The organism is Methylobacterium sp. TK26, assembly GCF_055361565.1.
In genome coordinates, this window is record NZ_CM143965.1 from 1069139 (window position 1) to 1088089 (window position 18951).

Annotated in this window: 15 protein-coding genes; 8 read left to right on the top strand and 7 right to left on the bottom strand. The window is 69.8% G+C overall.

Features of this window, described 5'->3' with window-relative positions; translation table 11 throughout:
• The first annotated feature begins 17 nt into the window (after positions 1 to 17).
• Genes mntR through ACXJ1Y_RS05310 form a run of 3 tightly spaced genes read left to right on the top strand, consistent with a single transcriptional unit; the run spans position 18 to position 1135 of the window.
• On the top strand, positions 18 to 476 hold the full coding sequence (gene mntR, locus ACXJ1Y_RS05300; RefSeq protein WP_463849087.1) for a manganese-binding transcriptional regulator MntR: 459 nt from the start codon (positions 18 to 20) through the stop codon (positions 474 to 476).
• 39 nt (positions 477 to 515) lie between these two features.
• Positions 516 to 779, top strand: coding sequence for a DUF4926 domain-containing protein (locus ACXJ1Y_RS05305; RefSeq protein WP_463849088.1), 264 nt, complete (start codon positions 516 to 518; stop codon positions 777 to 779).
• On the top strand, positions 776 to 1135 hold the full coding sequence (locus tag ACXJ1Y_RS05310; RefSeq protein ID WP_463849089.1) for a DUF6883 domain-containing protein: 360 nt from the start codon (positions 776 to 778) through the stop codon (positions 1133 to 1135). Before ACXJ1Y_RS05305 ends, ACXJ1Y_RS05310 begins: the two co-directional genes overlap by 4 nt.
• Before the next feature lie 6 nt (positions 1136 to 1141).
• Here ACXJ1Y_RS05310 and ACXJ1Y_RS05315 read toward each other — a convergent pair whose 3' ends face one another.
• Positions 1142 to 2326 carry a zinc-binding metallopeptidase family protein gene (locus tag ACXJ1Y_RS05315; protein ID WP_463849090.1) on the bottom strand — a complete coding sequence of 395 codons (1185 nt, stop codon included), beginning with the start codon at positions 2324 to 2326 and terminating at the stop codon, positions 1142 to 1144.
• A gap of 206 nt (positions 2327 to 2532) precedes the next feature.
• Between ACXJ1Y_RS05315 and ACXJ1Y_RS05320 the strand changes: the two genes are divergently transcribed.
• The 3 genes from ACXJ1Y_RS05320 to ACXJ1Y_RS05330 are packed head-to-tail and all read left to right on the top strand — an operon-like array spanning position 2533 to position 9258.
• Positions 2533 to 5799: a transglutaminase family protein gene (locus tag ACXJ1Y_RS05320; RefSeq protein ID WP_463849091.1), complete on the top strand. Its 3267-nt coding sequence runs from the start codon at positions 2533 to 2535 to the stop codon at positions 5797 to 5799.
• Positions 5796 to 8324 carry a circularly permuted type 2 ATP-grasp protein gene (locus ACXJ1Y_RS05325; protein WP_463849092.1) on the top strand — a complete coding sequence of 843 codons (2529 nt, stop codon included), beginning with the start codon at positions 5796 to 5798 and terminating at the stop codon, positions 8322 to 8324. Before ACXJ1Y_RS05320 ends, ACXJ1Y_RS05325 begins: the two co-directional genes overlap by 4 nt.
• A gap of 34 nt (positions 8325 to 8358) precedes the next feature.
• Positions 8359 to 9258, top strand: a complete 900-nt coding sequence (locus ACXJ1Y_RS05330; protein ID WP_463849093.1) for a transglutaminase family protein — start codon at positions 8359 to 8361, stop codon at positions 9256 to 9258.
• Between the two features lie 155 nt (positions 9259 to 9413).
• Here ACXJ1Y_RS05330 and ACXJ1Y_RS05335 read toward each other — a convergent pair whose 3' ends face one another.
• Entirely contained in the window at positions 9414 to 9962 is a 549-nt protein-coding gene (locus ACXJ1Y_RS05335; RefSeq protein WP_243951967.1) for a c-type cytochrome, methanol metabolism-related, read from the bottom strand.
• 84 nt (positions 9963 to 10046) lie between these two features.
• Positions 10047 to 11750, bottom strand: coding sequence for a lysine--tRNA ligase (locus tag ACXJ1Y_RS05340; protein ID WP_463849094.1), 1704 nt, complete (start codon positions 11748 to 11750; stop codon positions 10047 to 10049).
• Between the two features lie 189 nt (positions 11751 to 11939).
• Between ACXJ1Y_RS05340 and ACXJ1Y_RS05345 the strand changes: the two genes are divergently transcribed.
• Positions 11940 to 12422 carry an SRPBCC family protein gene (locus ACXJ1Y_RS05345; protein WP_463849095.1) on the top strand — a complete coding sequence of 161 codons (483 nt, stop codon included), beginning with the start codon at positions 11940 to 11942 and terminating at the stop codon, positions 12420 to 12422.
• A 98-nt stretch (positions 12423 to 12520) separates the two neighbouring features.
• The gene (locus ACXJ1Y_RS05350) at positions 12521 to 12847 is read left to right on the top strand and encodes a hypothetical protein (RefSeq protein ID WP_463849096.1); all 327 of its coding nucleotides are present in this window, start codon (positions 12521 to 12523) and stop codon (positions 12845 to 12847) included.
• 7 nt (positions 12848 to 12854) lie between these two features.
• On the opposite strand, the gene fdhE is transcribed toward ACXJ1Y_RS05350, so the two are convergent.
• The 4 genes from fdhE to fdnG all read right to left on the bottom strand — a co-directional run bounded on the left by fdhE (position 12855) and on the right by fdnG (position 18917).
• Positions 12855 to 13841 carry a formate dehydrogenase accessory protein FdhE gene (fdhE, locus tag ACXJ1Y_RS05355; RefSeq protein WP_463849097.1) on the bottom strand — a complete coding sequence of 329 codons (987 nt, stop codon included), beginning with the start codon at positions 13839 to 13841 and terminating at the stop codon, positions 12855 to 12857.
• A 193-nt stretch (positions 13842 to 14034) separates the two neighbouring features.
• The gene (locus ACXJ1Y_RS05360) at positions 14035 to 14757 is read right to left on the bottom strand and encodes a formate dehydrogenase subunit gamma (RefSeq protein WP_463849098.1); all 723 of its coding nucleotides are present in this window, start codon (positions 14755 to 14757) and stop codon (positions 14035 to 14037) included.
• A gap of 131 nt (positions 14758 to 14888) precedes the next feature.
• A complete protein-coding gene (gene fdxH, locus ACXJ1Y_RS05365; RefSeq protein WP_463849099.1) occupies positions 14889 to 15821 on the bottom strand; it encodes a formate dehydrogenase subunit beta in 933 nt (310 codons plus the stop codon).
• A gap of 15 nt (positions 15822 to 15836) precedes the next feature.
• Entirely contained in the window at positions 15837 to 18917 is a 3081-nt protein-coding gene (gene fdnG, locus ACXJ1Y_RS05370; protein WP_463849100.1) for a formate dehydrogenase-N subunit alpha, read from the bottom strand.
• Positions 18918 to 18951: the final 34 nt, after the last annotated feature.

The window sequence follows — 18951 nt, forward strand, 5'->3', positions numbered from 1 at the left end:
CGGAAGGAGGCGATCGGATGCAGGAATCGGACTCCTCCGGCCGGAGCGAGACCGCGCTCGTCGATCCCGAGCGCCACGTCGAGAGCTTCCGGCAGGCGCGCGAGGCGCGGCGGCTGGAACTGGTCGAGGATTACGTCGAGCTGATCGACGACCTGATCGGCGACGGCGGCGAGGCCCGGCAGGTGGACATCGCGGCGCGCCTCGGGGTGGCGCAGCCGACCGTGGCCAAGATGCTGAAGCGCCTGTGCGACGAGGGTCTGGTGCAGCAGCGGCCCTATCGCGGGGTGTTCCTGACCGAGGCGGGCAAGCGGCTCGCGGGCGCGGCGCGGGAGCGCCACCGCATCGTGGAGCGCTTCCTCTGCGCGCTCGGCGTCAGCCCCGAGACCGCCCGCCGGGACGCCGAGGGCATCGAGCACCATGTCAGCGCCGAGACGCTGGAGGCGTTCCGGGCGTTTGCCGAGGCGCGGCGGGGGTGACGCGTTGCATTCGGCCGGGGAAGGATTATTCTCCGCGGCATGGGTGTACGGCTGACGACATCGACGCCGCCGGCTCACGGCGACCGCGGACTCGACGAGCCCGTGCGCGAACTCGACCGCGTGCGTGTGCTCCGGCCCGTGGCAGGGGATGACGACCTGATGGTGCCGGAAGGCGCCACCGGAACCGTCGTGGCGATCTACGCCGATGGCGAGGCCTTCGAAGTCGAGTTCACCGATCCGGTCGATACCCTGGCGACGGTCGATGCCGCTGCCCTGCGCCTCGTGGAGCGCGCGGCGAGGTGACGGATCGGGACGGGTGGCCGCGGAGGTTTCACATCGCCCCGGCCAAGGTCACGGAGTACCTGCTCAATCCCCATCACAGGGATGGAGCCGCCAAGTGCCGTTTCCTCGCGGCGTTCGGCTTCGAACCCGGCAAGCCGGACGACCTGATCCGGGCCCTGTTCGACCACAGCCGGCAGAGCAACTTTCGCGGCCTGAGGCAGGCGCACCGGGCCGTGAAACTCTACTTCGAAGGGCCGCTCACCACCATGAGTGGCCCCGCCCCTCAGGTGAGGACCGTCTGGCAGGTCGATGAGGCCGACGAGTCGAGGACGGCCCGCTTCATCACCCTGAAGCCGCTTCCGCGCCCGCGTCACTGATGCCCCTCACACGGTCGGCGCGGCGACCTTCTGCCGGAGGCCGGTGATGACCGCGCGGAGGATGTCCGCCTCGGCCTCGTCGGGGGTGGGCATCACGCCGACCCGGGCGGAATAGATGCGCTCGTGGACGAAGGCGAGCTTGGCGATCACCGCCGGCGTCAGCTTGAACGGGTAGAGCGCCGGCTGGCCCATGCTGCTCGACAGGGAATTCACCGCGTAGGTCAGCGGCAGCCACGCCTCGATCAGCCGGTCGAGGTCGGCCGTGTCGTAGGGGTCGAAATCGATCACCGTCGGCGCCTGGGGGCCGTGGCGCAGGCGCGGCCGCACATGCAGCTCGAAGGTCGAGGCGGTCTCGATCGTGTCGACGATGTGCAGGTAATGGGCGAAGGTCTCGGCGAAATCCTCCCACGGGTGGGCGGTGGCGTAGGCCGAGACGTAGCTGCCCTCCCAGTCGGGCGGGGCGCCCCCGGCGTAATGATCGTGCAGGGCCTGGACGTAGTTACGCCGCTCGTCCCCGAACAGCGACCGGAAAGCCCCCTCGACAGAGCTGTTCATCACCAGCAGATACCAGAAATAATGCCCTATTTCGTGGCGGAAATGCCCGAGTAGAGTGCGGTAATGCTCGCCGAACAGGATCCGGCGCCGCTCGCGCTCGACGTCGTCGGCCTCCGCGATGTTCATGGTGATGAGGCCGTTGATGTGCCCCGTCAGCACGGGCGCCCCGGCGGCGTTCACCTCGGAGGGGTCGGCCAGGAAGTCGAAGGCGAGCCCGTCCGTGTATTGCTCGCGGGTGGCCAGCGGCAGTTCGAGGCGCAGCAGCGAGTAGAACAGCCGGTGCTTGGCCGCCTCGATCTGGCGCCAGCGGACGAGGTTCCACGGCAGGGTGAGGTCGGGCACCACGCGGTTGTGGCGGCAGCAGGTGCAGAAGATGTCCGGGCTGTCCTCCGGCACCAGCCAGTTGCAGGCGTTCCCGACGGCGTTCTGGCAATAGCGGTAGCGCGGCCCGGAATCGGCATAGGCGTGGAAGATCTGCGCGCCGCCCATCCGCGGATGCGTCGAGAAGCCGGCGGGCTCGAGGGCCGAGACCTCGTGCCGGGCGCAGACATAGCCGAGGCGCCGCTCGCAGCTCTCGCAGCCGGTCGCCTCGAAGGTGACCGGCTGGTCGCAGGCCTGACACTGGAAGATCTTCATGGTCCGGGGTCCCAGGGGCCGGCACGCCGGCCCCGCGCGATCAAGCGGAGGAGCAAGGCAAAGTTCCTGCCGGAGAACGGGCCCACCATCCCCGCACGGAAATTGCTTTGCAACGTGGGCTTGCCCCATAACCGGAGGCGTGCCGGGTCCGGTCCGCGCCGCCCGTCCGAGATCCTGTGTGCGACATCCTGTGTGACGGAGCCCCCGTGTCGATCAAAGTCGCCCTGCACCATGTCACGCATTACCGCTACGACCGGCCGATCGGGCTCGGCCCCCAGGTGATCCGCCTGCGACCGGCGCCGCATGCGCGCACACAGGTGCCCGCCTACGCCCTGAAGGTCACGCCGCAGAACCACTTCATCAACTGGCAGCAGGATCCGAGCGGCAACTGGCTCGCCCGCCTCGTCTTCCCCGAGAAGACCGACGAGCTGCGGATCGAGGTCGATCTCACCGCCGAGATGGCGGTGATCAACCCGTTCGACTTCTTCGTCGAGGATTACGCCCAGACGCGCGGCTTCGCCTACGACCCGGACCTGCGCGAGGAACTCGCCCCCTATCTCGTCCCCGTCGATGCGGACGGGCCGGAGATCGAGGCGCTGCTCGCCCGCCTGCCGGCGGAGACCAACACCGTCCTGTTCCTCGTGGCCCTCAACGCGCTCATCGCGGGCGAGATCGCCTACGGCGTGCGGATGGAGCCGGGGGTGCAGACCCCCGCCGAGACCCTGACCCTGAAGAGCGGCTCCTGCCGCGATTCGGCGTGGCTGCTGGTGCAGGTGCTGCGCCGGATCGGCCTCGCGGCCCGGTTCGTCTCCGGCTACCTGATCCAGCTCGTGCCCGACACCACCGCCGTCGACGGCCCGACCGGCGCCTCCAAGGACTTCACCGACCTCCATGCCTGGGCGGAGGTCTACATCCCCGGCGCCGGCTGGGTCGGCATGGACGCCACCTCCGGCCTGCTCACGGGGGAGGGGCACATCCCGCTGGCCGCCACGCCGCATTACCGCTCGGCCGCGCCGATCTCCGGCCTCGCGGAGCCCGCCGAGACGACCTTCGACTTCGCGATGAGCCTCAGCCGCGTGGCCGAGGCGCCGCGGGTGACGAAGCCCTATTCCGAGGATGTCTGGACGGCGATGGACCGGCTCGGCGAAGCGGTCGATGCCGACCTCGCCAAGCAGGACGTCCGCCTGACCATGGGCGGCGAGCCCACCTTCGTCTCGATCGACGATTTCGAGGCGCCCGAGTGGAACATCTCCGCCGTCGGCCCGACCAAGCGCGGCTTGGCCGACCAGCTGATCCGGCGGCTTCGCGACCGCTTCGGGCCGGGGGGCCTGCTCCATTACGGCCAGGGCAAGTGGTACCCCGGCGAGAGCCTGCCGCGCTGGGCCTTCGCCCTCTACTGGCGCAAGGACGGCAAGCCGGTCTGGCGCGACGCCGCCCTGATCGCCCCCGAGGGCGGGACCGGCACGGCGACGATCACCCAGGCCAAGGCCTTCGCGGAGGCGCTCGCCGCCCGGCTCGGCCTCGAACGCTTCGTCTTCCCCGCCTTCGAGGACGGGGAGATCTGGGAGAAGAAGCGCGCCGAACTGGCCGTGAACGTCACGGTCGCGGCGGCGACCTCGGGATCCGTCGAGTTCGACGCCCGGATCAAGCGGGTCTACGAGCGCGGCCTCGGGGAGGCGGCGGGCTACGTGCTGCCGCTGGCGAGCCTGCCCACCGGCAAGGACGGCGATGCCGACCGCGTCTGGATCTCGGAGGCCTGGGAGTTCGGGCGCGGCCACGCCCATCTCGTGCCGGGCGATTCCCCCGTGGGCTACCGGCTGCCGCTCTCCTCGCTGCCCTACGTGCCGCCGGAGCACTACCCCTATTACCAGCCGCAGGACCCGCTGGAGGACCGCGGCGCCCTGCCGGAGGGCAAGCCCGCGACGCATGCCAACGGCGGGGGCATCAGCGGCGTCGCCGTGCGCACGGCGCTCGCCGTCGAGCCCCGCGACGGGGTGATCCGGGTGTTCATGCCCCCGACCCAGCGGGCGGACGAGTACCTCGAACTCGTGGCGCATCTCGAAGCCGTGGCGGCCGACCTGAAGCAGCCGATCCATGTGGAGGGCTACGAGCCGCCCTTCGATCCGCGCCTGTCGCTCATCAAGGTCACGCCCGATCCCGGCGTCATCGAGATCAACGTCCACCCCGCCGCCTCCTGGCGGGAGGCGGTGGACATCACCACCCACCTCTACGAGGAAGCCCGCCAGACCCGGCTGGGCGCCGAGAAGTTCATGACGGACGGCCGCCACACCGGCACGGGCGGCGGCAACCACGTGGTCCTCGGGGGCGTCACGCCGGACGATTCGCCGTTCCTGCGGCGGCCGGACCTGCTCAAGAGCATCGTGCTCTACTGGCAGCGCCATCCGGCTTTGTCCTACCTGTTCTCCGGCCTCTACATCGGCCCGACGAGCCAGGCGCCGCGCATCGACGAGGGCCGCCACGACGGCCTCTACGAGTTGGAGATCGCCCTGGCGCAGGTGCCGGCGCCCGACACCCCCAACATCCCCCGCTGGCTGGTCGACCGGCTGTTCCGCAACATCCTGATCGACGTCACCGGCAACACCCACCGCGCCGAGATCTGCATCGACAAGCTCTACTCGCCGGACGGCCCCACCGGCCGCCTCGGCCTCCTGGAGTTCCGCGCCTTCGAGATGCCGCCGGATGCGCGCATGTCCCTCGCGCAGCAATTGTTGTTACGCGCGCTGGTCGCGTGGCTGTGGCGGGAGCCGCAGCAGGGGGGCTGTGTCCGCTGGGGCACGAGCCTGCACGATCGCTTCATGCTCCCCCATTTCCTCTGGGCGGACTTCCTCGACGTGCTGGCAGACCTGCGCGGGGCGGGCTACGATTTCGATCCCACGGCGTTCGAGGCGCAGGCCCTGTTCCGCTTCCCGGTCTTCGGCGCCGTGGAGCAGGGCGGGGTGCGCCTCGAACTGCGCCAGGCCCTGGAGCCGTGGCACGTGATGGGCGAGGAAGGGACGAGCGGGGGCACCGTGCGCTTCGTCGACAGTTCGGTCGAGCGGCTGCAGGTCAAGGTCGAGGGCTTCGTCCCCGGCCGGCACGTCGTCGCGTGCAACGGCCGCCGCCTGCCCATGACGAGCACCGGCCGGGCCGGGGAGGCGGTGGCGGGCCTGCGCTTCAAGGCGTGGCAGCCGGCCTCGTCGCTGCACCCCGCGATCCCCGCCCACTCGCCGCTCACCTTCGACATCCTGGACACCTGGAGCGGGCGCTCGCTGGGCGGCTGCCGCTACCATGTCGCCCATCCGGGCGGGCGCAACTACGAGACCCATCCCGTCAACGCCTACGAGGCCGAGGGGCGCCGCCTCGCCCGGTTCCAGCCGAACGGCCACACGCCGGGCCGCGTCGCCATGCCGGCCGAGGAGGGGAACGCCGAGTTCCCCCTGACCCTCGACCTGCGGACACCCGCGCCCCGATGAGCGCGGCGCTCGCGATCGGCATCGAGCCGGGCGAGAGTCCGGCGCAGCGGGTCGCGCGCTGGACCGCCTCCTATCGCCCGCAGCCCGGCCTGCCCGACGAGTTCATCGGGCCGGACGGGCAGCACCGGGCGGTCTGGAGGCGGCTGCTCGAACGCCTCGGGGGCCTGCCCGAGGCCGAGATCATGGCCCGCTTCGTCTCGGCGGAGCGCCATATCCGCGACGCGGGCATCTCCTTCCGCATCGCGGGGGACCAGCGGGAGCATCCCTGGCCGCTCGGCTCCATGCCCCTGGTGATCGAGGCGGGCGAGTGGCGCGACCTGCGCGCCGGCCTCATCCAGCGCGCCGAGCTGATGGAAGCGATCCTCACCGACGTCTACGGGCCGGGGGACCTCGTCGCCACCGGGCACCTGCCCGCCGCCATCGTGGCCGGCAGCCCGGACTTCCTGCATCCGCTCCACGGCGTGTCGCCGCCCGGCGGCCACCACCTGCGGCTCTACGCGGCCGATCTCGGGCGGGGCCCGGACGGGCGCTGGCAGGTGCTGGCCGACCGGACGCAGGCCCCCTCGGGCCTCGGCTGGGCGCTGGAGAACCGCATGGTCCTCGCCCGGACCTTCCCGGATTTCTTCCAGGACCTGCATGTCGAGCGCCTGCCCGGCTTCTTCCAGGCGTTCCGGGAGGGGCTGGCGCTCGGCGCCGAGCGGGCCGACCCGCGCATCTGCCTGCTGACCTCGGGCCCCTACAGCTCGACCTATGTCGAGCAGGCGGCGCTCGCCCGCTATCTCGGCCTGATGCTGGTGGAGGGCGACGACCTCGTGATGCAGGACGGGCGGCTGCATGTCCGCACCGTCTCCGGCCTCAAGCGCGCCGACGCCCTGTGGCGCCGGATCGACGCGGACTATCTCGATCCGCTGGAACTCAGCGCCACCTCGCGCCTCGGGGTGCCGGGGGTGCTCGACGCCCTGCGCAACGGCTCCCTGGTGATGGCCAACATGCCGGGCTCGGGCCTCGTGGAGTCGGCGGCGCTGACGCCCTATCTCGAGGGCCTGTGCCAGCGGCTGCTCGGCGAGCCCCTGCGCCTGTCCCATCCCAGGGCGTGGTGGTGCGGCGACCTCGAAGGGCTCGCCCATGTCCAGGCCAACCTCGACAACCTGATCCTGCGCCCCGCCGCGACGCCCCAGCGCGGGGCCGGGCGCGACGCGCTGCTGGCCCCCTCGGCGCTGGCCGCCGGCCGGGCGGCGGTGGTGGACGCCCTGCGCGACCGCCCCTTCGACACCGTCGCCCAGGAGCCCGCGCCGTTCTCGACCATGCCGGGCTGGGAGCGGGGCCCGGACGGGCTCTACCTCGTACCGCGCCCCTTCGTGATGCGCGTCTTCGCGGCGCGCACCGCCGCCGGCTGGACGGTGATGCCCGGCGGGTTCTGCCGGATGGCCGAGCGGGACAACATCGACCCCCTTGAACTGCGCCTCGGCATCCGCTCGGCGGATGTGTGGGTCCTGTCCGACGAGCCCATCGCCACGCCGGTCATCGGCTCGCACGCGGCGCCCCGGGTGCGGCGCATCGGGGGCCATCTCCCGGCGCGGGCGGCGGACGAGCTGTTCTGGTTCGGGCGCTACGCCGAGCGCGCGGAGGCCATCACCCGCCTGACCCTGGCGCATCTGCGCAGCTTCGGCGACGCGGTGGGGGCCGACATCTCCGGCTCGCCGGACGCCCCCGCCGCCCTGGCGATCCGCGCCCTCCTCGTCGAATGGGCCTGCGTCGGCGCCGCCGACCTGCCCACCGCCGCCCTGGCGCAGGAGGCCCTGTGCGGGCGCGACCAGCCGGGCTCGGCGCGGGCGCACGTCACCTCCGCCCGCCGCAACGCCGCCGCCCTGCGGGCGCGCCTGTCCGGCGAGCTCTGGCGGGTGCTGGCCGACCTGTCGGAGCTGCTCTCCCTCGACATGGAGCGCGCCTTCACGGAATCGCAGCTCGCCACGCGGGCCGAGCGGACGCTCAGCCACCTCGCGGCGCTGGCGGGGCTCGCCCACGAGAACACCAGCCGGGCCGAGGGCTGGCACTTCGCCGAACTCGGCCGGCGGATCGAGCGGGCGATCAACACCTGCACCTTCGCGCTGGCCTTCGCCAACGACGAGGCGACGCCGGGCTGCCTCGGGACGATGCTGGCGCTGGCGGATTCGCAGATCAGCTACGGCCGCCGCTACATGCAGGGCGCCGCCCTGGACCCCGTGCGGGACATGGTGCTCCTCGACCCCTACAACCCGCGCTCGATCGCCTTCCAGATGGAGGCCATCGTCCGCCACCTCTCGGAACTGCCCGCCCTCTCGGCGGACGGCATCCCCGAGCCCCATTGCCGGCTGGCGGGGCGGATCCTCGGCGACCTGCGGGCGGGGGAGGCGGCGGATTTCGACGCGGTGCGCCTCGCCGCCCTCGGCACCGACCTGGAACGCCTCGCCGACGGCATCGCCACCCGCTATTTCCCGACCTGGCCGCACGCGCCCCGTCAGGAGAAGCTGACGGGCCTCGCCTGATGGCCGCCCCTCTCACCGGATTCGCGGGCGCGGCATGATCTACACCCTGCGCCACCGCACCACCTACCGCTACGGCCGGGCCGTGAGCTTCGCCCGCTGCTCGCTGCGCCTCAAGCCGGCGGACGGGGAGGGGCAGAGCGTGCTGGCGAGCGCCGTCACCATCGACCCGAGCCCGACCCGTGCCGTGACCCGGCGGGACTATTTCGGCATCGAATCGGTGGCGATCACCCTGGAGGCGCCGCATACGAGCTTCAGCGTCGAGGCCCTGTCCACGGTGCGGGTGGAGCGCCTGCCGCCGCCCGCGCCGGAGGAGGGCCTGGGCTGGGAGAGCGTCCGCGACGGGGCGGTGGCCGCCCGCGACATCGGGGGACGGGCGCCGATCCACTTCCTGTACCCGAGCGACCGGGCGCCGATCCTCGCGGCGATCACGGACTACGCCCGGCCGAGCTTCACCCCCGGCCGCAGCGCCTACGGCGCGGCCCACGACTTGATGCTGCGCATCCGCGCCGACTTCCGCTTCGACGCGAAGGCGACCAACGTCCACACGCCGATCGCCGAGGCCTTCGCCGGCCGGGCCGGCGTCTGCCAGGACTTCGCCCACGTGATGATCGCGGCCCTGCGCGGCATGGGCCTGCCGGCGGCCTATGTCAGCGGCTATCTCCGCACGGTGCCCCCGCCCGGCCGCCCGCGCCTGCGCGGCGCCGACGCGAGCCATGCCTGGGTGGCGGTGTGGTGCGGGCAGATGTGGCACGGCCTCGATCCGACCAATGCCTGCGCCGTGCAGGACGACCACATCGTGGTGGCGCGGGGCCGCGACTACAACGACGTCGCCCCCATCGACGGTATCGTCAGCAGCTCCGGCCGCCAGCGCCTCAAGGTCGAGGTGGACGTCATCCCCGAGACCGAGATGCAGGATCTGGCCCTGGTGGGGTGACGTCGTTCGTCACCCCCTTACGCGGATTTCGGATCTCGGTCCCGAGCCCACCCTCCACCTCATCCTGAGGTGCTGCGAAGCAGCCTCGAAGGAGACTTCCAGGGATCGCTCAGGAGGAGTCCTCCGAAGGCCCCGTAACGGCTCAATCGCCGACGTCACTTCATGCACTCGTCCTCCGCCTTGGTGAAGGCGGCGGGCTTGGGCTCGTGCTCGGGGGGCCGGTTGCGGCCGACCGCGCCCTCGGCCCTGGCGCGAAGGTAGGTGTAGATGCCGGGCATGTAGCACATGACGTTCCGGTTATCGCCGAAGGCCGGCATGACCAGCTCCTGGGAGGCGTTCACGTCCTTCTTGCCGCCAACGATGATGCCGGCGAAATGCGCGTAGTCCATGCCCTTCAGGGCATCGACCAGGGAGGGCGCGTAGGTCGAGCCCATGCCGTCCGGGCCGTGGCAGACGATGCAGTTGGCGTTGTACCGGAGGTAGCCCGACATCGTGTACCAATCGACCTTCTTGCCGCCGTCGGTGACGTGGTAGGTCGGGTCGCCGTTCTTGTCGGTGTATTGCCCGTCCTGGACCTTGGCCGGCTGGGTCGAGCCGAGGCTCTTGAGATCCGCCCCGCCGGACGGGTCCGCCGGGGTCGCCGCGAGGGCGGGCAGGGCGCCCGCCAGCAGGCACACGAGGCCGATGCAGCCGATGCCGCGCATTCCGTTCCTCCCGTCGTGATACTGGCCTTTAGGCGCAGCGTCGTGACAACAGGCGAGTACGGCGGGAAGTCCGCGGCTGGTTGATCAAGTTGTCGTGCGTGAACCACCCAGGAAGACTTGGTGCTCCGCGATCAACTCCCCCGACAAGGCCTTGGCGATCAGGGCGCGGGTCTCCTCGACGCCGTAGAGGGCGACGAAGGAGCCAAAGCGCGGGCCGCGCGCCTCGCCGAACAGCACGTTGTACAGGGTCGTGAACCACGCCTGCGACACGCCGGGGCGTCCGTCCGGACTCTTGGCCTTGCCCGACAGGTCGGGGAAGTGCCGCCGCCCGACCTCGTAGACCGCCGCCTGCAGCGCCTCCGGATCGGTGGAGCCGGCGTGCTCGGCGAGCACGGCGTGCAGGTCCTCCAAGGCCGCGCGCTCCTCCGGCGTCGGCTCGCGGTAGGTCTTGGCCGGGCGGACGAAATCCGAAAAGTACTTGAGGGCGTGGCCGACCAGCCGGTCGAGGCCCGGATGGGTCTGCGGCCCGACACCCGGCGCGTAGCGGCGGATGAAGCCCCACAGCACCGCCGGATCCTCGGTGTTGGCCACCGCCGCGAGGTTGAGGAGCATCGCGAAGGTCAGGCTCGCGCCCTCGACCTTCTCCGGCTCCGGCGGATCGCCGGCATGGAGGTGCCAGACCGGGTTGCCGAGGCGGTTCTTCGGGTCCTGCCCCGCATAGCGGTCGAGGAAGCCGATATACTCGTCCACGTGGCGGGGGATCACGTCGAAGAACAGGCGCTTGGCCTCGCGCGGCTTGGCGTACATGAACAGCGCCAGGGAATCCGGCGTGCCGTACTTCAGCCACTCGTCGATGGTCAGGCCGTTGCCCTTCGACTTCGAGATCTTCTGGCCTTTTTCATCCAGGAAGAGTTCGTAATTGAAGCCGTCCGGCGGCTCGCCGCCGAGCGCCTTCGCGATCTTGGCCGAGAGCTTGACCGAGTCGATCAGGTCCTTGCCGGCCATCTCGTAATCGACGCCGAGCGCCACCCAGCGCATCGCCCAGTCGGGCTTCCATTGCAGCTTGGCATGGCCCCCGGTGACGGGCGTCTCGTAGGCCTCAGCCGTCGCCGGGTCGCGCCAGACGATGGTGCCCTTGTCGGCCCGCACCTCATCGATCGGCACCTGCATCACATGGCCGGTGACGGGGTGGAGCGGCAGGAACGGCGAGTAGCTCGCCGAGCGCTCGGCCCGCAGCGAGGGGAGCATGATCTCCATCACCGCGTCGTAGCGCTCCAGCACCCGCAGGAGCGTCTGGTCGAACAGGCCGGCGCGGTAGCACTCGGTGGCCGAGCGGAACTCGTAGGCGAACCCGAAGGCGTCGAGGAAGCGGCGGAGTTCCGCGTTGTTGTGGGCGCCGAAGCTGTCATGGGTGCCGAACGGGTCGGGCACCTTGGTCAGCGGCTGGTTGAGGTGGGCGGCGAGCAATTCGCGGTTCGGCACGTTGTCCGGCACCTTGCGCAGGCCGTCCATGTCGTCCGAGAAGGCGATCAGCCGGGTCGGCACGCTGTCGCGGGTCAGCACGCGGAAGGCGTGGCGCACCATGGAGGTGCGGGCCACCTCGCCGAAGGTGCCGATATGCGGCAGGCCCGAGGGGCCGTAGCCGGTCTCGAACAGCACCTCGTTCCTGCCCAGTTTCTCCAGCCGGGCGACGAGCTTGCGCGCCTCCTCGAAGGGCCACGCGGCGGCGGTGGCGGCGGCCTCGATCAGGCCGGGGTCGAGGGTGAGGGCGGGCGGGGCGGCGGCCATGATGTCCGGGGTTCGGAAGCGTTCGGAAACCGATCCCATACCGGGAATCGGGCCGCGGCGGAACGCCCAACGGCGCGGATCGCCCGTGCCCCCATTGCCGGAGCGGAGAATACGCCTACGTCACGCCCGGCCAGAGAAAGCCCCCGCGGCCTGAGCCGCGCTGACACAAACGGACGGAGACTGCCCGCTATGTCCATCCTCAACCGTCGCACCCTCGCGATCGCGGCCCTCGCCTTCACCGCCGCCGCCCCGGCCCACGCGATCGACCTGGAGCGGTCGACCACCATCGCGGCGCCCCCGGCCAAGGTCTGGCAGACGATCGGCGACTTCTGCGGCATCGGCAACTGGCACCCGGCCGTCGAGAAGTGCACGCCCTCCGAGATGGACGGCAAGAAGGTCCGCCTGCTGAACCTCAAGGGTGGCGGCACGATCAAGGAGGAGCAGGTCTCCCGCGACGACAAGGTGATGAGCTACACCTACACGATCCTGGAGAGCCCGCTGCCGGTCTCCGACTACAAGTCGACGCTCTCGGTCGCCCCAGACGGGTCGGGCTCCAAGGTGACGTGGAGCGGCACCTTCAACGCCAAGGGCGCCCCGGACACCGTGGCCAAGGATGCGGTCCAGGGGATCTACGATTCCGGCCTGAAGGCCCTGGACGAGAAGTCCAAGTAGTCGCCAAACAAGAGCGTGACCTTGGATTGACCCACGGCCACGCTCGGCCCAAAACCCTCCGGCTCGCCGGAGGGTCCCGGCGCGAAGGAAGCCCCGCCGTGGCCGCGTCCCGTCTCTGCCTCGTCCTCGTCTCCGTCGCCGCCCTCGGGGCCTGCCAGTCGCAGCCGAAGGTGCGCGAGCCCATCGTGCCCGTGGGTGGCCCGCCCGCCCCGCCGGTCCTGCCGGCCGGCACGGGCTGCGGCCCGGAGATCGCCCGCACCCGCGCGATCGTCGCCAGCGACGTGGCCACGGAGAACCTGAACAAGGCGGTGGGCGACCGTTTCGACGCCGACCTCGCGCGGGCCGCCGACGCCTGCAGCGCCGGCCGCGAGGGCGAGGCGCGCGGCCTGCTCGCCGCCGCCAAGTCGCGCTACGGCTACCGGTAGGCCCGGCTCACACCACGAACAGCAGGTTCAGGCCCGCGCGCCGGAAGCCCTCCTCGGTGATCTTCAGATCGAGCCCGTAGGAGGCGATGTCGTCGGCGACCGGATCGAGGTCCGGCGTCCGGTGCTGGTGCAGGTGCTTCAGGTAGCTGTGGCAGGTGGTGCAGGTCTCGACCTGCACGTCCTTGGCCACCTCGTCGAGCCCGTAATAGCTCACGCCCTCGCCGTCGCCGCAGGCGGTGCAGCGGATGCGGACGTGGTTCCACAGGGTGCCGCAGAGGGAGCAGCTGAGGTAGCGGGCCTTGTCGGCCGGCGTCCAGGACACGACGACGCTCGCCGTCGGTGCGCCGCCGCAGCAGGGGCAGACGCCGTCCGCCACCGGCTTCAACGCCTTGGCGTCGAGCCGGGCCGCCCGGCGGGCGAGGCAGACCTGCAGCGCCGCCGAGACGAACAGGCATTCCGCCACCCGCTCGACGGGAATCGCGCCCTCGAAGACCTGCACCGCGAGATCGAGCCGGTCCTCTTTCGAGGCCGCGCGCAGGCCGTCGCGCGCCGCGCGGACCTGGTCCGGCGCGGCGGAGAGGTCCAGGGCGTCGAGCAGGCCGTCCAGGCCGGCGTGAAAGCTCGGGTCGGCCTCGATGACGTGGCGGGAGAGGGGCGGCATGCCGTGCTCGACGCGCAGGGCCCGCCCGGCCTCGTCGGGATCGGCGACGTCCCAGCCGGCGGCCGCGCGCTCGGCCTCGACCACGGCTTGCGCGCGGGCGATCTCGGCCACGAGGCGCAGATAAGCCTCCAGCGTGTGGCCGGGGGCCAGGGCCAGCAGGCGTTCCGAACGGGCCTTGAACAGCGATCCCGGCTCCGGCAGGCGCACGAAGGGCACGGAGCCGGAAATGCCGATCTTGTCGGGATCGGGCTTGATCTCGTCGAACGACTTCTTTGCGACGGGGGCAGGCTCGGCGTCATTCTTCGCCGAGCCGCGTTTGAAGAACCGAACCACGGGACGAACTGCCTTTCAGAGCCTGTTTGATCCCCCCACCCTCCACCTCATCCTGAGGTGCCGCGCCAGCGGCCTCGACGAAGGGCTCCAGGGATCGCGGTGCCGTCTGGTGCCCTCCTTCGAGGCCTTCGCTTCGCTCCGGCCCCTCAGGATGAGGGGCAGGGCTGGAACGAAGGCCCCGAACGGGCGGCCCTTACGACCCCCGCTTGTCGACCGGGCCCTTGCGGACGTTGCCGCCCGCGAGCTGGCGGAACCACTTGCGGTGGTGCCTGTAGGCCCAGCCGCCGGTGACGGTGCCGCGCACCATCGCCCGGCCGGTGCCGCGCACCCAGATGCCGGCATAGATATGCACGACGATGATGGCGATGGCGATGACCGCCGCCAGCGAGTGGGCGAGCAGCGCCCAGCGCTGGGTCTCGATGGTGGTCAGCCCGCCGAAATAGGTGTTCCAGATCACGAGGCCCGAGACGAGCATCACGGCGATCAGGCCGGTCTGGCCCCAGAACACCATCTTCTGCCCGGCATTGTACTTGCCGAGTTCGGGCAGGCGATCCTCGCGGTTGGTCACGACGTCGCCGATCTTCTTGGTCCACTCGACATCGTCCTTGTTGGGGATGTTGAGCCGCCAGAAGCGGATGAACAGGAACACGAAGCTCACCGCCAGGGCCACACCGAACCACGGATGGATCGAGCGCGTCGCCTGCCCGCCGCCGAACAGGCCGGTCAGCGAGAACAGGTAGGGCGAGAACATCGCCAGCCCGGACAGGGTCAGCAGGGTGAACAGGATCGCGGTGATCCAGTGGTTCACCCGCTGCAGGCCGGTGTAGCGCGGCACGTAGATGATCTCCGGCGCGCCCCCCTTGTCCTGGTGGAGCGGACGGGTCTCGCCGTCGCGGATGTCGGTGTGGATCGTCATCGGCTTCACCCGGAAATCATGGGTTTCAAAAGGGATCATCCCTTTTGCGGGTGCAGGGTGGAACCCTGCGAGGTGCCGGGGCTTCGCCCCGACACCCCACCAAAGGGCTAGCCCTTTGGAAACCCGTCACTTCAGTGCGGCCGTGCCTCGCCGCCGTCCTGACGGCGTTGGGACCCGGCCATCTCGACCGCCTCTTCCTCTTCCTCCGGCGCCACTTCGTTCGGGCCGGCGGTCACGTAGTGGAAGAAGCCGGCGACGGCCGCGAAGCCCATCGCCGCCAGACCGAACACCTTGGCGCCACCCTTCCAGAAGGCGACGAGGGGCGAGATCTTCGGATCGTTCGGCAGGCCCGCATAGAGGCTCGGCTGGTCGTTGTGGTGCAGCACGTACATGACGTGCGTGCCCCCGACGCCCGCCGGGTCGTAGAGGCCGGCATGCTCGAACCCGCGCGACTTCAAGTCGTCGATGCGGGAGTTCGCCTGCTCGATCATCGCCTGCTTGGTGCCGAACATGATCGAGCCGGTCGGGCAGGCCTTGGCGCAGGCCGGAGCCTGACCCACCGCCACCCGGTCCGAACACAGGGTGCACTTGTACGCCTTGTGGTCGGTCTGGCTGATGCGCGGGATGTTGAAGGGGCAACCCTTCACGCAATAGCCGCAGCCGATGCAGTTCTCCTCGATGAAGTCCACGATGCCGTTGGAGTACTGCACGATGGCGCCCGGGGACGGGCACGCCTTGAGGCAGCCCGGCTCCGTGCAATGCATGCAGCCGTCCTTGCGGATCAGCCATTCGAGGTTGTTGGTCTGAGGATTCTCGTATTCCTCGAACCGCATCAGGGTCCAGGTCTTGGCCGTGAGGTCGTGCGGGTTCTGGTAGGTCCCCGTGTTCACGCCCACGTCGTCGCGGAGGTCGTTCCACTCCTCGCAGGCCGATTGGCAGGCCTTGCAGCCGATGCACTTCGACACGTCGATGAGCTTGGCGACCTCCACCTGGCGGCGGATCTCCGGCGGCGTCTCCGTGGAGGCGGAGCGCTGGCGGATGTCGAGGGAGCTGTAGTCAGCCATGATGCATGCTCCCCCTTACGCGACCGCATCCGAGGGCGGAGTGGTCGGCTCGATGTTCACGAGCCAGGCCTTGAACTCCGGCGTCTCGGTGTTGGCATCGCCGACGACGGGCGTCAGCGAGTTCGGGTGCCATCCCTTCTTGGTGTGGCCCATGAAGCCCCAGTGCTGCGGGATGCCGACGACATGGACGGGCTTGCCGTCGCAGATCAGCGGCTTGATCCGCTTCGTCACCACGGCCTTGGCCTTCAGCGAGCCGCGCTTCGACCAGACGCGGACCCAGCCGCCCTTGGTGATGCCCTTCTCCTTGGCCAGCTCTTCCGAGATCTCCACGAAGGCCTCCGGCTGGAGGATCGCGTTGATCCGGGCGTGCTTGGTCCAGCCGTGGAAGTGCTCGGTCAGGCGGTAGCTCGTCGCCGCGTAGGGGAACTCCTTCGCGTCGCCGAGGTCGGCCAGGTCGTCCTTGAAGATGCGGGCCGCCGGGGCGCCCTTGATCTTCGGGAAGGCGACGTTCTGCACCGGGGACTCGAAGGGCTCGTAATGCGTCGGGAACGGCCCGTCGCGCATGAGACCCCGGGTCCACAGGCGGGCGACACCCTCCTGGTTCAGGATGAACGGACCGACGCCCTTATCGGGTGCCACGGTCACGCCGTAGTCCGGCACGTCGAAGCCGACCCACTGCTTGCCGTTCCACTCGATGAGCTTCTTCTTCTCCGACCACGGCTTGCCGTCGGGATCGCAGGAGGCGCGGTTGTAGAGCACCCGCCGGTTGGCAGGCCACGCGAAGGCCCAGTTCGGGGCGATGCCCTTGTCGCCGGGATCGGTGTTGTCCCGGCGGGCCATCATGTTGCCCTTCTCGGTGTAGCAGCCGGAATAGATCCAGCAGCCGCAGGCCGTCGAGCCGTCGTCCTTGAGCTGGGCGAAGCCGTCCACCTGACGCCCGGCCGGGAGCGGAGCCCCGTTCAGGTCGGTGGTCGGGGCGACCGTGTAGCCGTTGAGCTCGCGGGCGAGCTCGGTCGGCGTCGGCGCGTCCGCGACGGCGTAGTTCCAGGTCAGGTTGACGATCGGGTCGGGGAAGGCGCCCCCGTCCTTCTCGTACAGCGCCTTCATGCGGAGATGGATCTCCGCCATGATGTCGATGTCCGAGCGGCACTCACCGGGGGCTTCCTGCGCCTGCCAGTGCCATTGCAGCCAGCGCGACGAGTTGGAGAGGGAGCCCTCCTCCTCGACGAACAGGGTGGTCGGCAGTTCGAACACCTCGGTCTGGATCTGGGTCGGATCCACGGGATTGTACTCGCCGTGGTTCTCCCAGAACCGGGCCGTCTCGGTCTTGAGCGGATCCATCACCACGATGAACTTCATCTTGGAGAAGGCTTCCGTCATCTTGGCGCGATTCGGGAACGACAGCAGGGGGTTGAAGCCCTGGATGACGTAGCCGGTCATCTTGCCCTGCTTGGCGAGCTCGAACCCACGCAGCACGTCGTAGGTCGGCACGTCGAGCTTGGGCAGGTAGTCATAGGCCCAGTCGTTCTCCTTGGCCGCCTTGTCGCCCCACATCGCCTTCTGGAACGAGACGAAGAACTTGTTGTAGTTCTGCCAGTAGCTCGTCTGTCCCGGACGCAGCGGCTTGAACTGCCGCTTGGCGATGTAGCTCGCGTAGTCGGGCTCCTTCTCCACGGGGATGTTGAGATAGCCGGGGATGAGGTTGCTCATCAGCCCGATATCGGTCAGCCCCTGGATGTTGGAGTGGCCGCGCAGGGCGTTCATGCCGCCGCCGAGCATGCCGATGTTCCCGAGCAGCGTCTGCACGATGCACATCGAGCGGATGTTCTGCGAGCCCTTCGAGTGGTGCGTCCAGCCAAGCGCGTAGAGCGAGGTCATGACCCGCTCCGGCGACGACGTGGTCGCGATCATCTCGCAGACCTTCAGGAAGGTCTCCTTGGGCGAGCCGCAGATCGTCTCGACCATCTCCGGGGTGTAGAGCGCGACGTGCTTCTTCAGGAGCTGCATGACGCAGCGCGGGTTCTGCATCGTCTCGTCGACCACGGCGTAGCCGTCGGGGCCGATCTCGTAGTCCCAGGTGGTCTTGTCGTAATCCCGCTTGTCGGCGTCGTAGCCGGCGAACAGGCCCTCGCTGAAGTCGTAGCCCTCACGCACGACGTAGCCGGCGTTGGTGAACGCCGAGACGTAGCGGTGCTGGATCTTGTCGTTGTCGAGCAGGTACTTGGCCACGCCCGACAGGAACGCGATGTCCGTCCCCTGCCGGATCGGGCAGTAGAGATCGGCCACCGACGCCGTGCGGGTGAAGCGCGGGTCCACGACGATGAGCTTGGCGTTGTTATGCGCCTTCGCCTCGACGACCCACTTGAAGCCGCAGGGGTGAGCTTCGGCGGCATTGCCGCCCATCACGGTGATGACGTCCGCGTGCTTGATGTCCATCCAAAGGTTGGTCATCGCACCGCGTCCGAAGGAGGGCGCCAAACTGGCGACCGACGGACCGTGTCAAACTCTGGCCTGGTTGTCGAAGACCAGGGCCCCCATGCTTCGGACGACCTTGTAGGTCATCCAAGCGGTCTCGTTGGTGGTGGCCGAGGCCCCGAGGAAGCCCGTCGTGGTCCAGCGGTTGACCGTGAGGTCGCCGTTCTTGGCCACGAAATTCCGGTCCCGGTCCTCCTTCAGGAGGGTGGCGATCCGGTCGAGGGCGTGGTCCCAGGAGACGCGCTTGAACTCGGAGGTGCCCGGCGCCCGGTAGAGCGGGTACTTGGTGCGGGTCTCGGCGTGGACGAAGTCCAGCAGCGCCGAGCCCTTCGGGCACAGGGTGCCGCGGTTGACCGGATGGTCCGGATCGCCCTCGATGTGCATCACCGAGGAGCGGGCGTTCTTCGACCGGTCGCCCAGGCTGTACAGGATGACGCCGCAGGCCACCGAGCAATAGGGGCAGGTATTCCGCGTCTCGCGCATCTGCGCGAGCTTGAAGGGCCGCACGGCGGCGGCCATGGCGGGTTCCAACCCGCCGAAGCCGAGGGCCCCGAGGGACCCTCCTGCAAGACCGGCGCCGACACCCTTTAACAGGCCGCGCCGGGAGACCTGGACCGTCATGTCCACCCCCAAGTGTAAACTGGTATAATTCGAA